Genomic DNA, 14892 nt, shown 5'->3' on the forward strand with positions numbered 1-14892 from the left:
CCGGCGAGGCTACTCGCCGTCTCAAGACGGCGGTTGACGTTGCGACGGTGGAGCCTTACCGTCGCAATCACAGCAACCGTATTAAGACGGATCGGAGCGTCATGCACACGGATCGACACGACACCACCGGGCTGGACGACTGCACCGCGCCCCTGGCCGACGAGCAGCGCGAGGCGCTGCACGAGTTCTGGGACCGCGTCATCGCCGAGGAGTGGGGTCCGGCCCGGATCCCGCGGCCGGCGCCGGTGGACGGGGCGTTGGTGGAGCTGGCCGAGCGCCGGCGCCGGCGCAGCACCCGCCGGGCCATGACCCGGATGACCCGCGCAGCGCAGGTCACCGCGCCCGCGCCGAGCTACGGGGGTGAGGCGGCGTGATCGCGCTGCGGATCACCGTCGGCTGCGACGACTGCGCAATTGCCCTGGCCGGTACCGATCAGGTGCGGACGACGACCGACGGACTGGCGGCGGCCCGCGCCGCCGGCTGGGTGGTCCGGCTGTCCGGCCGGCTGCTGTGCCCGGCGTGTGCCGACCCGGCGCTGTGCCGGCTGCTCGGTCACGACTTCGGCCCCGCCCCGATGTGGCGGGCGTGCGCCTGCGACGGGTCGTTGTGGGAGCACTCGACCTGCGAGCCGTGGCAGGACCCGTCCTCGTGGGAGGGCTGCGGGTGGGAGTGGCGGACATGCCGGCGCTGCGACCACGTCGACGAGCGGCACGTGACCCAGGCAGACGCGGCATCGAGACGAGCCGACGAGCGCGCGGCCGACGCCTACATCGCCGCGCTCGAACGTGGCGAGCTGCGCCCGCAGCCGGCACGCCGCAACGGAAACCGCAGTGGGCACCAGCCCGGCGACGGGATCTTGGCGGATGTAGCCGCCGGGCTGGCTCTCCCCCACCAGCAGAACGCACGTGAGGAGACCGCGATGGTAGAGCCGAACGGGCCCCGGCCCGCCACCCCGGCCGGGGGTGAGCAGCGGTGAACGGGCAGACGATCGCCGTCGCGCTCGGCGTCCTGGCCGGGCTCGTCCTGATGTGGTCATGGGCGGCCGGTGCCCGCGCCGGACGCAAGGTGCAGAAGTCGATCCACCACGCCGGCCGTATCGGCAACAACGCCGCCCGGATCGTGATGACCGCGGCTGTGGTGGTCGGGGTGCAGTGGGCGGTCGTGAAGCTCTCGGCCGACCCGATCGCGTGGGTCATCGTGCTCGGCGTCCCGGCGCTGATCGCCGGGGTGACCGTGGCGCGGATGCTCGCCGGCCCTGACGACGTCGTCCGCGTCTCGTCGCGGGGTGTCCGATGAACGCCGCGGTGGAGCGCCTCGCCGAGCAGGCCGCCGACGCTGCCCGGGTCCGAGCGCTGACCACCGATCCGGACGTGATCGCGCTGCGGGTCGAACGAGTGCGTGCGCAGGTGGACGGGCTGCTGTGGGCCGGAATCGTGCTCGGTCTGGCCTTCACGATGGTCAACGTCCAGAGCTTCGCCGCCGCCGGCGCTCCGACGTGGTCGGCCGCGTGGTGGGTCGCATGGCTGCTGGACCCGATGGTGTCGCTGGTGCTGCTCGCGGTGCTGCGCGCCGAGCAGGTCACCGCCCGCTACCAGGTCGCGTTGCCGTCCTGGGCACGGCGGACGAAGTGGCTGACCTTCGCCGCCACCTACGTCATGAACACCTGGACCTCGTGGGGCCTGGGCGACGCGCCGTTCTCCGCGGCCGGGGTGGTGCTGCACTCGGTGCCGCCGCTGGTGGTGTTCGCGACCGCTGAGACCGGCCCGGTCCTGCGTGACCGGCTGACCGAGGCCGTGCACCGCGCGGTCGCGGCGGGACCGGTGCCGACCGCCGAGCAGACTCCGGTGGTTCGCGGCCCGGTCGACCCGGACGTTCACGAGCCGGTCGCCGAACCTGCCCCGCGAATCGCACCGGCACCGGTCCGGGCGTCACGTGCCGCTGGCAGGCGGAAGGCGGCGGCCCGGCCGCGTCGGCTGCTGGCCGACTACGTCCGTGCCGCGTCCGAAGCGCTCGACAGCGCCCGGGACGCCGGCGAGCAGGTCGACGTCACCCCGGCGTGGTGCCGGCAGGTGACGGGCTGCTCGGCCGGCACCAGCGTCAAGGTCGCCGCCGCCCTGCGTGCTACGCCCGCCTCGATCGACTCCGCTCGTTCCCATGACAGCCGGCCGCCGGCCGGTGAGGAGGTGGCTGCGTGATGTCCGAGCAGCCCAACGACCCGACCCGCGACGACCAGTCGACGCCGGTTCACGAGCCCGCGGCCGGCACCGTTCACGACGACCCCGGCGCCCGGGTGCTGAACTTCCGCCCCCGCCCTGTCGAGCAGCCGGGCCCGGCGGTGGTCGAGGGCGAGATCGTCGACGACACCGATGTGCAGCACGTGGCGGTGGACCCGCCCACCGGGGCGGACGTGGCGCTGCCGTGGCGCCGTGAGGTGTCCCGCCGACCGGTCGTGGCACCGTGGCTGCGCAGCCGGGAGGACATCGCGGCCGCCGCCCGCTGGGCCGCCGGATGGGCGTGGCACTCCACCGGGTTCCACACCGTCCGTGCACCCCTCTACGCCGCCCGCCTCACCGCCCGCGCCCCGCTGGGCGCGGTGACCGCGGTCGCCGGCGCCGCTCGTTGGGCCGGCGACGCCGAGTCCCGCCCGCTGCGGGAGCAGGCCATCCGCTCCGGTGAGCCGGACCACTACCTGCGACTGACCGCCGCTCGCACCGAGCGGATCGCGGTCCGGCGCCGGCTGCTCGCCGCCGCGGTGCTCGGCGGCGCCGGTGCCCTGGTGGCGCTGTGGACCTTCGCCCCGCCGTGGCTGCTCGCCGTCCTGCTGCTCGCCGGGGTGCTGGTGCTCGGCTGGGTCGGGTCGCCGGCCGACAAGCCGGTCACCGGGCGGTCGGTGGTCACCCACCGGCCGACCCGGCTCACCTCGGAGATGGTCGTGCGAGCCCTGGGCGCGCTCGGTCTGGGCGAGATGAACAAGGCGCTCTCCAAGGGGCCCAACGGGATCACCTTCCCCGCACCGATCACCCGCGACGGTCCGGGCTGGCGCGCGGACGTCGACCTGCCCTTCGGGGTGACGGTGACCGACATCGTCGAGCGCCGCGACCGGCTCGCGTCCGGCCTGCGCCGCCCGCTGGGCTGCGTGTGGCCCGAGCCCGCGCACGACGCCCACGCCGGCCGTCTCGTGCTGTGGGTCGGCGACCAGGACATGAGCCAGGCCCGCCCGCGCCCATGGCCGCTCGCCACGCACGGCGAGGTCGACCTGTTCAAGCCCGTCCCGTTCGGTGCCGACCAGCGCGGCCGGTCGGTGTCGATCCTGCTGATGTTCACAGGAGTCCTGATCGGGGCGATGCCGCGGGTGGGGAAGACGTTCGCGCTGCGGGTGCTGCTGCTGGCCTGCGCCCTGGACCCGACCGCACAGCTACGGATCTTCGAGCTGAAGGGCACCGGGGACCTGTCGCCGATGGAGGGGTGCGCGCACCGCTACGCCTCCGGCGCCGACGACGCCACGCTGGAACTGGCGATGGAGTCGCTGCGCGAGCTGTACGCCGAGCTCAACACCCGGGCCAAGCGCATCCGGGAGCTGCCGCGGGAGCTGTGCCCGGAGAACAAGGTCACCCCGCAGATCTCCGCGCGCCGTGACCTGGGCCTGTTCCCGATCGTCCTGGCAGTCGACGAGTGCCAGGAGCTGTTCTCCCACCCCGACTTCAAGGACGAGGCCGACCGGCTCGCGACCGGCATCATCAAGCGCGGCCCGGCGATGGGAATCATCCTCATCCTCGCCACGCAGCGCCCGGACGCGAAGTCGCTGCCCACCGGGGTCAGCGCGAACGTCGGCACCCGGTTCTGCCTGCGGGTGATGGGCCAGACCGAGAACGACATGGTGCTCGGCACCAGCGCCTACAAGAACGGAATTCGGGCAACCACGTTCACCGCCAAGGACAAGGGCATCGGCTACCTCGTCGGCGCCGCCGACGAGCCGCAGATCGTGCGCTCGGCCTACATCGACGCACCCGCCGCGGAGACCATCGCCGCGCGCCCGGGCACTGCGAGAGGCCGCCGGCACCCTGTCCGGCCACGCCGTCGGCGAGACGACGGAGCAGACCGACGGACCGTCGCGGTCGGTGCTCGGGGACGTCGCGGTGGTGTTCGCCCCGGGCGAGGACCGGCTGTGGTCCGACGTCATCGCCGCCCGGCTGGTCGAGCAGTGGCCGATCACCTACACCGGCACCACCCCGGCGACGCTCGCCGCCGCCCTGCGCCCGTACGGGGTCGAGCCCAAGCAGGTGTGGGGCACCGACCCGCAGACCGGCGACGGGCGCAACCGGCGCGGCTACCACCGCGACGCCATCACGACCGCGTGGGAGACCGCAGAACGGCGGCGCCGCACCGGCACCGACGGTGACACCGAGTAGCCAGACGGAACAGCACGGCGGCGGGTGCGACTAGCAGTGAGCCCCGCTAGACCTAGCACCCGCCGCTAGCGCATCAAACCGCATCTGAACAGCCCGCTAGCAACCTAGCACCACCAGGGCGAACACACCCGGAAACCCCTCCACACAGCATCCACGCGGGTGCTGCGGCGCTAGACCCATGCCGAAATCAGGAGCCCCAATGTCGACACAGAGTGACCGTTCCGGCAGTCCCGCAGCCCGTGCTCGTCTCGCCGGCTGGCTCGACCTCGCTGCCCGCGGCTGGCACCTCTTCCCGGTCCTGCCCGGCCGCAAGCAGCCCGCCATCCCGGCGTGGGAGTCCCGCGCCACCACTCACCCGGAGACCATCGTGGACTACTTCACCGCCCACCCCGACCACAACGCCGGAATCGCCTGCGGCCCCTCCCGGCTCCTGGTCATCGACTGCGACACCCCCAAGCCGACCGACCCCGACCAGACCCGCGACGGCGCCGCCGTGCTCGCCGGCCTCGCCGCCGGCCGAGGCGAGCTGCCCGACACCTGGACCGTCGCCACACCGTCCGGCGGCCGACACCTGTACTTCCAGGCCCCCGCGGTCCGGCTCGGCAACACAGCCCGCACGCTCGGACCGATGCTCGACAGCCGCGGACACGGCGGGCAGGTGCTCGCCCCCGGCAGCCGACTCCCGAACGGCTCCTACGAACTGCTCGACGACACCGACCCGCCCCCGCTGCCGGGGTGGTTGGTCTGGCACCTGTCCGTTCGCCCCGCCACGGCCATCTCAGCGCCGTCTGAGCGGCCCACCACCACGCCGCGCGACGCCGGGGCCTACGTGTCGACGATCGTGCTGGCCGAGCTGCAGCGGGTCGCTGCAGCCGGCCGTGGGGGTCACAACGCCGCGGTGTTCACCGCCGCTCGCGCCCTCGGACAGCTCGTCGGGGCCGGGGTGCTCGACCACGACCAGGCCGCCGCGGATCTGACCGCTGCGGCCGGGCACATCGTCGACGGTCCGTGCGACTGCACCGCCGCCGACATCGCCGCCACGATCGCGTCCGGACTCGGCTACGGCGCCCGCCGGCCCCGCCAATTGCCCACCCTGTCGAGCACTCGCTCCCACAGCGAGGGGCGGCGGTCGGCATGAGCACCACACCCGCCGGCCTGCGCGCCGTCCCGGACCTGCCCGCCATCGCGCCGGCCGAGCTGCTCGACCAGGTCGCCGCGTTCGTCTCCCGGTTCTCGGTGTTCCCCGACCGGCACACCGCCCCGATGCTGGCGCTCTGGTACGCCCACACCCACGCCGTCCAGCACTTCTACACAACGCCGCGCCTCATCCTCGACAGCGCCGAGCCCGGCTCCGGCAAGACCCGCGTCCTGGAAGTGGCGCAATACCTCGTCCGCAAGCCCGAGATGACCATCTCGATCACCACCGCGGCCATCTTCCGGATGCTCTGCGACGGCCCGGTCACGCTGCTCTTCGACGAGATCGACGCCGTGTTCTCGCCCAAGGGCGGCGGGAACAACGAAGATCTGCGCGGGCTGCTCAACTCCGGCTACAAGCGCTCGGCCACCGTGTCCCGCTGCGTCGGCGACGCCTCCCGGATGAAGGTCGAGCGGTTCCCGGTGTTCGCCCCGGTCGCGCTGGCCGGGATCGCCGGCGCCATGCCCGCCACGATCACCACCCGCGCGATCACCGTGCACATGCGCCGCCGTGCACCGCACGAACGCGCCGAGGCGTTCCGCGAGCGCCGGGTCGAGAACGAAGCGACGCCGCTGCGCGAGCAGCTCGCCGCGTGGCTCGACAGGGTCGGGGAGGACGAGCTGGTCGGGGCCGAGCCGGTCATGCCCGAGCAGGTCACCGACCGCGCCGCCGAGGTCTGGGAGCCCCTGCTTGCCATCGCCGATCTCGCCGGTGGGCACTGGCCCGACACCGCCCGCGCCGCCGCTGTGCACTTCGTCGGGCAGGCCACCGAGACCGGCACGTCGGTCGGGACGCGGCTGCTCGCCGACCTGCGAGCCCTGTTCACCGCCCACGAGGCCGAGCGGATGGCGACCAGCGACATCATTGGGCGGCTCTGCGCCGACGAGGAAGCCGGCTGGGCCGACCTCGACGGCCGGCCCCTCGACGCCCGCCGCCTCGCCCGTGAGCTGGCCCGCTACGGCGTCCGCCCCGGCCCACTGCGGATCGGCGGACACGTCACCAAGGGCTACCACGTCGACGGCGCGCTCTCCGACGCGTTCGCCCGCTACCTGCCACCCGCCACCGAGCCCGACCCATCAGGTGCGGTTACCACGGTTACACCAGTTGCATCGCAGGTCAGAGGCGTAACCGATCCCGACCGCGTAACCGCACCCACGGTTACGCCCCCTGTCGAGCCCCCACCCGACGACCCACCGGAGCAGGCCGCTGTAACCGACGCAGCGGTTACACCCCGCTCATCGGTTACGCCCCTGACCAGGCACGTAACCGCTGTAACCGACGTAACCGTTACCAGTGGGGGTGCCCGATGACCGACGACCGCACCGCGCAGATCGGGCAGCTCCTCGCGCAGCTCGCCACCCTCATGGCCGACCAGCCGGCGCCCCGCGAGCCCGAGCCCGCACACCGGCCGGCACGGGTCCTCTTCACCGTCGAGGAAGCCGCAGAACAGCTCGGCATCGGAAAGACGACCGCGTACGCCTACGTCCGTAACGGCGAGTTGGAATCCGTCCTCATCGGACGACTCCGACGCGTCCACGCCGACGCCATCGCCGGTTTCGCCGCCCGGCTCGTCGCAAAGCACCGAGCCGCCTGAGAGGACCGGACATGACCCGTGAGAAGCGCACCCGCAACGCCAACGGCCGGTCCAGCATCTACCTCGGCAGCGATGGATCGTGGCATGGATACGTCACGGTCGGGGCGAAGGACGACGGCCGCCCCGACCGCCGTCATGTGCGCGGGAAGACGCAGGCTGCCGTCACGAAGAAGGTCCGTGCGCTGGAGAAGAACCGCGACGCCGGCACCGTCGCGCAGCCCGGAGCGAACTGGACCGTCGAGAAGTGGTTGAGGCACTGGTTGGACAACGTCGCGGCCCCGCCCGCGATCAGCCCGAACGCGCACGACGCGTACTCGACGGCGATCCGGATTCACCTCATTCCCGGCGTCGGCGCACACAAGCTGGACAAGCTGCAACCGGAGCACCTCGAACGGCTCTATCAGAAGATGATGCGGAACGGGGCCGCGCCCGGCACCGCTCACCAGGTGCACCGAACGATTCGTACGGCGCTGAACGAGGCCGTCCGGCGGCGACACGCCACGACGAATCCCGCCCTGCTCGCGAAGGCCCCGCGAGTGCGCTCCACCGAGGTCGAGCCCTACACGGTCGACGAGGTCTCCCGGATTCTCAAGGCCGCGTCGACCGAGAGGAACGGTGTCCGCTGGGCCGTCGCTCTCGCACTCGGTCTACGCCAGGGTGAAGCCCTCGGTCTGCGCTGGCAGGACGTCGACCTCATGGGCGGATTCCTCGTCGTCCGCCGCAATCGCCTACGCCCGAAATGGGCCCACGGCTGCGACGGCACGTGCGGACGGAAGCAGGCCGGGCGCTGTCCTCACCGACTCGCGCTCCGGCCGGAGACCGCGGAGACGAAGTCGGAGGCCGGCCGCCGTGGAATCGGCCTGCCCGATCCACTCGTCAAGCTGCTCCGGGAACACGCCAACGAGCAGTACAAGGAGCGTGTGCGGGCTGCCGACCTGTGGGTGGACACCGACTACGTCTTCACGACCGAATTCGGCACCGTCCTGCACCCGCGAACCGACAACAAGAACTGGAAGCAGCTCCTGATTTCGGCAGACGTCCCGGAACGGCGGCTCCATGACGCTCGGCACACCGCCGCGACGGTCCTGCTTCTGCTCGGCGTGACCGAGCGGGCGGTCATGGGCGTGATGGGCTGGTCGAACACCGCGATGGCTGCGCGGTACCAGCACCTCACGTCAGCGGTGCGGCAGGACGTCGCCTCACGGGTCGGTGGGCTGCTCTGGCAGACGTCCGACGAGCCGCCGACGACCGTCTGAGAAGGCGGAATGCCACCACAACTGCAACCGCCGCGGGTTCCCGGAGGGCCGGGAGCGCGCGGCGGTTGCGTCTTTGCAGGTCAGAGATGGCGGAAGCGGCGGGATTCGAACCCGCGGTCCTTTCGGACGCTCGCTTTCAAGGCGAGTGCATTCGGCCGCTCTGCCACGCTTCCGCCGGGAAGGTTACCGGTCCGCCCGAACGCGCCGACTCGCCCCGAGGCGCCGAGCGCGTGTGCCGGTGCAGGGCGTGTGGTGGGATCTTCCCGACTCGTCAGGGGAGGTCGACGTGCGGTTCGACGAGAACGCCCGGCTGGACACGTCCGGTGTGGATGACCTGCGCGGTTCCGGCGGTGGCCGGGGAGGCGGCGTCGGCGGGCGGGTCGCGGGGGCCGGTGGTGGCCTCGGCATCGTCGGCGTGATCATCTACCTGCTGCTGTCGAACTTCGCGGGCGTCGACCTGGGCGGGATGGCGGCGGGCGGTGGCTACCCGAGCCTGGATCAGGTCGGGTCGGGTCAGACGGCGGACACGTCGTCGCTGCAGCAGAACTGCGCGACCGGGGCGTCCGCGAACGACTCGACGGACTGCCGGATGGTCGCCGTCGCGAACTCGCTGGACGACTTCTGGGCGACCCAGTTCAGCTCCGGGTTCGAGCGGCCGCGGACGAACTTCTTCTCCGGTGGCGTCAGCACCGGCGGCTGCGGGGCGGCATCCTCGGACAGCGGGCCGTTCTACTGCCCGGCGGACTCCGAGATCTACATCGACCTGACGTTCTTCCGGGACCTGCAGACCCGCTTCGGCGCGCAGGGCGGCCCGTTCTCGCAGGCGTACGTCATGGCCCACGAGTACGGCCACCACATCCAGAACCTGACCGGTGACCTGCAGCGGGCCGGCCGCGAGACCGGCCCGGAGTCGGGCCAGGTCCGGCTCGAACTGCAGGCCGACTGCTACGCGGGCGTGTGGGCGCACCATGCGACGACCGTCCCCGGTGAGTCCGGACGCCCGTTGATCACCGAGCTGACCCAGGCCGACATCGACGCAGCACTGGACACGGCGTCCCGGATCGGTGACGACTTCATCCAGGAGAACCTCGGCTCCGGCCGGGTCGACGAGTCGCAGTTCTCGCACGGCACCTCGCAGCAGCGCGAGCGGTGGTTCACCACCGGGCTGGACACCGGCGATCCCCGGGCCTGCGACACCTTCTCCGCCCGCGACCTGGGGTAGGGCGCGGCGCTCCCGCACGGGTGGGCGCGGCGCTCCCGCACGGGTGGGCCCGGCAGCTGCGGCCGGCGCAGTCATCCCCCGCGCGGCGGGTCCGCGCCGAGGAACCCGGCCAGCTCCGCGGTGTAGCCCCGCACCACGAGTTCCCAGGCCGGACGCAGGAACTCCCCCGGTGTCAGCAGCAGCCGGTGCTGCACCTCCCGCCGTCCGCGGGCCGCGCTCAGCGACGTCCCGTCGGCGCGGTATCCGAGGCGGCGCGACACCGCGGCCGAGGCGGTGTTGCCCTCGACGTGGTCGGAGCGGGCCGTCGTCGCACCGAGGTGGTCGAACGCGAAGGCCAGCACCGCGGCCCGCATCTCGGTGCCGAACCCCGCACCCTGGTACCGGAGCCCCAGGTAGGAGCCGGTGTGCACGCCGCGCAGCAGGCCGAACCGGTCCGCGGTCAGGCTCTGCAGCCCGATCACCCGCCCCGCGCTGCGCACCACCAGGTGCAACGCCCACGACTCCGGGCCGGTCCGGGCCCGCTCCGACCAGAAGTACTGCGCGACCCCGCGGCCGAGGTACCGGGGGTCGGCGTCGGTCCACGGCACCGAGAACGGCATATCCGACGCCGGATGGACGCCCGCCGCGTGCAGCATCGTGACCAGTTCGCGCACCGAGGCGTCGTCGTCGGGACGCAGTTCGAGTCGGGGGGTCCGCAGCACCAGCCCGTGCAGCGGCCACGGGTCGGGCACCGGGTCGATCGGTGCGGGCAGCCGGTCCACGACCGACGACCCTGCCCGATCCCACCGCCGGATCGCACCCACCGGTGCGACGGAATACGGTCGCCCCCATGAAGGCGATCACCTTGGCGGAGTACGGCGGACCGGAGAACATGGCCTGGACGGAGGTCCCGGATCCCGAGCCCGGCCCGGGCGAGGTCGTGATCGACGTCGTCGCGTCCGCGGTGAACCGCGCCGACCTGCTGCAGGTGCAGGGCAACTACCCGGTCCCGCCGGGCGCGTCCGAGATCGTCGGCCTGGAGTGCTCGGGACGGATCGCGGTGCTCGGCGACGGTGTCACCGGATGGAGCGTCGGTGACGAGGTGTGTGCGCTGCTGGCCGGCGGTGGTTACGCGCAGAAGGTGGCCGTGCCGGCGGTGCAGCTGCTCCCGATCCCGGACGGCGTCTCGCTCGAGGACGCCGGTGGCCTGCCCGAGGTGGCCTGCACCGTCCGGTCGAACGTGTTCATGGAGGGGCGGCTCGCCGAGGGCGAGACGTTCCTGGTGCAGGGCGGTTCCTCCGGCATCGGGACGCACGCGATCCAGGTGGCGAAGGCCTCCGGTGCGCGGGTCGCCGCGACCGCCGGCACCCCCGACCGGCTGCAGGTCTGCCGCGACCTGGGCGCGGACATCGTCATCGACTACCACGACGACGTCGCCGAGGAGCTGAAGAAGGCGACCGACGGACACGGCGCCGACGTCATCCTGGACAACATGGGCGCCAAAGCCCTGGCGAACAACCTGTCCGCGCTCGCCCGCGACGGCCGTCTGATGATCATCGGGATGCAGGGTGGGGTGAAGGCGGAGCTGAACATCGGCGCGCTGCTGGCCAAGCGCGGCCACATCGCCGCGATGGGCCTGCGTGGGCGCCCGGTGACCGGGCCGCACTCCAAGGCCGAGATCGTCGAGCAGGTACGCGAGCACGTGTGGCCGCTGTTCGGAGCCGGGAAGGTCCGCCCGGTCGTCTTCGAGCGGTTCTCCATGGCCGACGCGGCCGACGCGCACCGCAGGCTGGCCGAGGGCGGCGTCGTCGGGAAGCTGCTGCTGCTGAACCCGGAGGCCTGACGTCCGGGCACGCACGGTCCGCACTGCGTGGCACGCACGGTCCGCACTGCGGGGTCTCCACCGGCCAGGCAAGAATGTCCCCATGAGCGACGAGCAGGAGACCCCCGACGGCCGGGTCGTGGTGGTCGGCGCCGACGGCCGCCCGGTGGGAATGGCGAAGATCCCCTCCGGCGACGACGAGGCCACCGAGCAGGGGCCGGCGAGCATGGTCGAGCAGCCCGCGAAGGTCATGCGGATCGGCACGATGATCAAGCAGCTGTTGGAGGAGGTGAAGGCGGCACCGCTGGACGAGGCGTCCCGCAGCAGGTTGAAGGAGATCCACGAGAACTCCGTCAAGGAGCTCGAGGAGGGGCTGGCCCCGGAGCTGCGCGAGGAACTGCACCGGCTCAGCCTGCCGTTCACCGCCGACGAGACACCGTCCGAGGGCGAGCTGCGGATCGCGCAGGCCCAGCTGGTCGGCTGGCTGGAGGGCCTGTTCCACGGCATCCAGACGGCGCTGTTCGCCCAGCAGATGGCTGCCCGCGCCCAGCTGGAGCAGATGCGCCGTGGCCTGCCGCCCGGTGTCGGCGCCGGGCCCGGACAGGCCGGCGTCCCGGAGGGTCTGGGCCGGGGCACCGGCCAGTACCTGTGAGTGACCTCTGAGCTGCACTTCGCGGTGCCCGGCGGGGGGCTCCCCGGCCGGGCACCGCGCAGGCCCCTGAGTACCCTCGTCGCGTGGCCGTGACCGTGACCGACAACGAGCCGGGCGATGTCGTCGACCCGTCCGAGGTGTCGAGCCCGCGCAGCTGGCGCCGGGCGTTCGCGGATCTCGCCGCAGGGTGGCGTCAGCGCCCGCTGTGGGGGTATCTCGGCTGGCAGGACATCAAGCAGCGCTACCGCCGCTCGGTGCTGGGCCCGCTGTGGATCTCGATCAGCATGGGCGTCATCGCGCTCGGGCTGGGCATCCTCTACTCGGCCCTGTTCGACCTGCCGATCGCGACCTTCCTGCCGCACGTCGCCGTCGGGCTGCTGATCTGGAACTTCGTCTCCGGCTGCATCATCGAGGGCAGCGAGGTCTTCATCTCCAACGAGGGCCTGATCAAGTTCCTGCCGGCCCCGCTGAGCCTGCACATCTACCGGCTGGTGTGGCGGCAGACGTTGTTCTTCCTGCACAACCTGGTGGTCTGGGTCGTGCTGATGATCATCTTCCCGCATCCGCTGGGTGTCTCGTCGCTGCTCGCGGTCCCGGCGTTCGCGCTGCTCGCGATCAACGGTGCCTGGGTGGCGATCCTGGCCGGGATCCTCGCCACCCGGTTCCGGGACATCCCGCCGATCATCGCGAGCGTGACCCAGCTGGTCTTCTACCTGACCCCGATCGTCTGGTCGGTCGACATCCTGCGGGACAACGAGGCGGCTCGTGAGCGGGCCAGCCTGGTGGAGTTCAACCCGGTGTTCCACTTCGTGGAGATCGTCCGCCAGCCACTGCTCGGCCAGGAGATCGTCACACGGTACTGGCTGGTCACCGGAATCATCACGATCGTCGGTTGGACCGCAGCACTGGTGTGCCTGCGGAACTACCGCTCCCGCGTCGCGTACTGGGTGTGAGCACCGTGGCCGAACCGTCCATCCGCATCGACCGCGCCGCCGTCGACTTCCCGATCTTCGACGCGAAGACCCGATCGCTCAAGAAGGCCGTGCTCGGTCGGGCGGGCGGGCGGATCGGCACCGACTCGAAGGTCCCGATCATCGAGGCGCTCCGCGACATCACCGTCACCCTCACCAAGGGTGACCGGGTCGCGCTGGTCGGGCACAACGGCGCCGGGAAGTCGACCCTGCTCCGGCTGATGGCCGGCATCTACGAACCGACCCGGGGCCGGTCGGCCGTGCTCGGCAAGGTCGCGCCGGTCTTCGATCTCGCCGTCGGGATGGACCCGGAGATCTCCGGCTACGACAACATCCTCATCCGCGGCCTGTTCCTGGGCATGACGCGCAAGCAGATGGAGGAGCGGATCGACGACATCGCCGAGTTCACCGAGCTCGGCGACTACCTCGAGATGCCGTTGCGCGCCTACTCCACGGGCATGCGGGTGCGGCTCGCGCTCGGGGTGGTGACCTCGATCGATCCGGACATCCTGCTGCTCGACGAGGGCATCGGCGCCGTCGACGCCGAGTTCCTCGACAAGGCCCGCGGCCGGCTGCACGAGCTCGTCGACCGCTCCGGGATCCTGGTGTTCGCCTCGCACTCCGACGAGTTCCTGGCCGACCTCTGCGACACGGCGTTGTGGATGGAGCACGGGACGATCAAGCAGTACGGCCCGCTGCAGGACGTGCTCGACGCCTACAAGGGCCGGACCCACTCGTGAGCTCACCGCTCGCGCCCGGCTCCGTCGTCGGCGTGATCGTCACCCGGCACCGTGCCGAGATGCTGGTCGACTCGCTGAACGCGATGGCGAAGCAGAGCCACCCGCTCGCGCACCTGATCGTCGTCGACAACGGGCCGGACCGGCCGGCCCGCGAGGCCGTCGAGGCCTGCCCGCTGCCGACCACCTGGCTGCCCTCGTGGACCAACCTCGGTGGCGCCGGCGGGTTCGCGCTCGGCATGCTGCACGCGCTCGCGATGGGCGCGGACTGGGTCTTCCTCGCCGACGACGACGGCCACGCCGCCGACGCGTCCACCCTCGCCACCCTCCTCGACGTCGCGCAGCGGCACGGACTGGCCGCGGTGTCCCCGGTGGTCGCCGACAAGGCCGACCCGGACCGGCTGGCGTTCCCGCTGCGGCGCGGCGTCACCTGGCATCGCACGCGCTCCGCGCTCGGCGACGACGACCTCCTCCCCGGCATCGCCTCCTTCTTCAACGGCGCGCTGTTCCGGGCCTCCACGCTGGAGGTGATCGGGGTGCCCGACCTACGTCTGTTCGTCCGCGGCGACGAGGTCGAGATGCACCGCCGGATGGTGCGCTCGGGCCTCCCGTTCGGGACCGCCCTGCAGGCGACCTACCTGCACCCCTACGGCTCGGACGAGTTCAAACCGATGCTGGGCGGGCGGTTGCACGCGCAGGACCCGGGCGACGCGGTGAAGCGCTACTACACCTACCGCAACCGCGGCTACCTGATGAGCCAGCCGGGGATGCGCCGGATCGGGCTGCTCGAACTACCCCGCTTCGCCTGGTACTTCCTGGTCACCAAGCGGGACCCGGCCGCCTTCACGGACTGGCTGCGCCTGCTGAAGCAGGGCCGCGACGAGCGCTTCCACCGCGCCCCCTGATCCTGCCCTCCCCTCTGCCTCACACCCTCTGGCTTCGCCGCACACCTGTTGCAGCAGGTGTGTCGTGCGGCCGTGGGGTGTGAGGCTGCGTCTACAGGGCGGGTGGTTGTCCACAGGAGGCTGGTTCGGGGGTCGGGTGGGGGCGTGGGG

Annotated in this window: 16 protein-coding genes and 1 tRNA gene; 15 read left to right on the forward strand and 2 right to left on the reverse strand. The window is 72.0% G+C overall.

Going from position 1 to position 14892, the window contains the following annotated elements; genetic code table 11:
- Nucleotides 1-101: 101 nt before the first annotated feature.
- The 9 genes from AB0J24_RS19265 to AB0J24_RS19305 all read left to right on the forward strand — a co-directional run bounded on the left by AB0J24_RS19265 (nt 102) and on the right by AB0J24_RS19305 (nt 8454).
- Nucleotides 102-374, forward strand: coding sequence for a hypothetical protein (locus tag AB0J24_RS19265; protein ID WP_358683147.1), 273 nt, complete (start codon nt 102-104; stop codon nt 372-374).
- Nucleotides 371-976 (forward strand): hypothetical protein, encoded by a 606-nt coding sequence (locus AB0J24_RS19270; RefSeq protein ID WP_358683149.1) that lies wholly within the window; start codon nt 371-373, stop codon nt 974-976. The genes AB0J24_RS19265 and AB0J24_RS19270 overlap by 4 nt, the downstream gene beginning before the upstream one ends.
- Nucleotides 973-1296, forward strand: a complete 324-nt coding sequence (locus AB0J24_RS19275) for a hypothetical protein (protein ID WP_358683151.1) — start codon at nt 973-975, stop codon at nt 1294-1296. Before AB0J24_RS19270 ends, AB0J24_RS19275 begins: the two co-directional genes overlap by 4 nt.
- Nucleotides 1293-2195, forward strand: a complete 903-nt coding sequence (locus AB0J24_RS19280) for a hypothetical protein (RefSeq protein WP_358683153.1) — start codon at nt 1293-1295, stop codon at nt 2193-2195. The genes AB0J24_RS19275 and AB0J24_RS19280 overlap by 4 nt, the downstream gene beginning before the upstream one ends.
- On the forward strand, nt 2195-4399 hold the full coding sequence (locus AB0J24_RS19285; RefSeq protein ID WP_358683155.1) for a cell division protein FtsK: 2205 nt from the start codon (nt 2195-2197) through the stop codon (nt 4397-4399). The genes AB0J24_RS19280 and AB0J24_RS19285 overlap by 1 nt, the downstream gene beginning before the upstream one ends.
- A 209-nt stretch (nt 4400-4608) precedes the next feature.
- On the forward strand, nt 4609-5547 hold the full coding sequence (locus AB0J24_RS19290; protein ID WP_358683157.1) for a bifunctional DNA primase/polymerase: 939 nt from the start codon (nt 4609-4611) through the stop codon (nt 5545-5547).
- A complete protein-coding gene (locus AB0J24_RS19295) occupies nt 5544-6914 on the forward strand; it encodes a DUF3631 domain-containing protein (protein WP_358683159.1) in 1371 nt (456 codons plus the stop codon). Before AB0J24_RS19290 ends, AB0J24_RS19295 begins: the two co-directional genes overlap by 4 nt.
- Nucleotides 6911-7198, forward strand: coding sequence for a helix-turn-helix domain-containing protein (locus AB0J24_RS19300; RefSeq protein WP_358683161.1), 288 nt, complete (start codon nt 6911-6913; stop codon nt 7196-7198). Before AB0J24_RS19295 ends, AB0J24_RS19300 begins: the two co-directional genes overlap by 4 nt.
- Before the next feature lie 11 nt (nt 7199-7209).
- Nucleotides 7210-8454, forward strand: a complete 1245-nt coding sequence (locus tag AB0J24_RS19305) for a tyrosine-type recombinase/integrase (RefSeq protein ID WP_358683163.1) — start codon at nt 7210-7212, stop codon at nt 8452-8454.
- Between the two features lie 87 nt (nt 8455-8541).
- Here the strand turns inward: AB0J24_RS19305 and AB0J24_RS19310 are convergent.
- Nucleotides 8542-8627: transfer RNA gene (locus AB0J24_RS19310), tRNA-Ser, on the reverse strand.
- A gap of 113 nt (nt 8628-8740) precedes the next feature.
- Between AB0J24_RS19310 and AB0J24_RS19315 the strand changes: the two genes are divergently transcribed.
- A complete protein-coding gene (locus tag AB0J24_RS19315) occupies nt 8741-9676 on the forward strand; it encodes a neutral zinc metallopeptidase (protein ID WP_358683165.1) in 936 nt (311 codons plus the stop codon).
- A 71-nt stretch (nt 9677-9747) separates the two neighbouring features.
- On the opposite strand, the gene AB0J24_RS19320 is transcribed toward AB0J24_RS19315, so the two are convergent.
- Nucleotides 9748-10437, reverse strand: coding sequence for a GNAT family protein (locus tag AB0J24_RS19320; protein WP_358683167.1), 690 nt, complete (start codon nt 10435-10437; stop codon nt 9748-9750).
- A gap of 68 nt (nt 10438-10505) precedes the next feature.
- Between AB0J24_RS19320 and AB0J24_RS19325 the strand changes: the two genes are divergently transcribed.
- The 5 genes from AB0J24_RS19325 to AB0J24_RS19345 all read left to right on the forward strand — a co-directional run bounded on the left by AB0J24_RS19325 (nt 10506) and on the right by AB0J24_RS19345 (nt 14742).
- Nucleotides 10506-11498 (forward strand): NAD(P)H-quinone oxidoreductase, encoded by a 993-nt coding sequence (locus AB0J24_RS19325; RefSeq protein ID WP_358683169.1) that lies wholly within the window; start codon nt 10506-10508, stop codon nt 11496-11498.
- An 82-nt stretch (nt 11499-11580) separates the two neighbouring features.
- Nucleotides 11581-12129: a bacterial proteasome activator family protein gene (locus AB0J24_RS19330; protein ID WP_358683171.1), complete on the forward strand. Its 549-nt coding sequence runs from the start codon at nt 11581-11583 to the stop codon at nt 12127-12129.
- Between the two features lie 89 nt (nt 12130-12218).
- Nucleotides 12219-13082, forward strand: a complete 864-nt coding sequence (locus AB0J24_RS19335; protein WP_358683247.1) for an ABC transporter permease — start codon at nt 12219-12221, stop codon at nt 13080-13082.
- A 5-nt stretch (nt 13083-13087) separates the two neighbouring features.
- On the forward strand, nt 13088-13840 hold the full coding sequence (locus AB0J24_RS19340; RefSeq protein ID WP_358683249.1) for an ABC transporter ATP-binding protein: 753 nt from the start codon (nt 13088-13090) through the stop codon (nt 13838-13840).
- Nucleotides 13837-14742 carry a glycosyltransferase family 2 protein gene (locus tag AB0J24_RS19345; protein ID WP_358683173.1) on the forward strand — a complete coding sequence of 302 codons (906 nt, stop codon included), beginning with the start codon at nt 13837-13839 and terminating at the stop codon, nt 14740-14742. The genes AB0J24_RS19340 and AB0J24_RS19345 overlap by 4 nt, the downstream gene beginning before the upstream one ends.
- Nucleotides 14743-14892 lie beyond the last annotated feature (150 nt).

This window comes from Pseudonocardia sp. NPDC049635, assembly GCF_040659795.1.
Taxonomy (GTDB): domain Bacteria; phylum Actinomycetota; class Actinomycetes; order Mycobacteriales; family Pseudonocardiaceae; genus Pseudonocardia.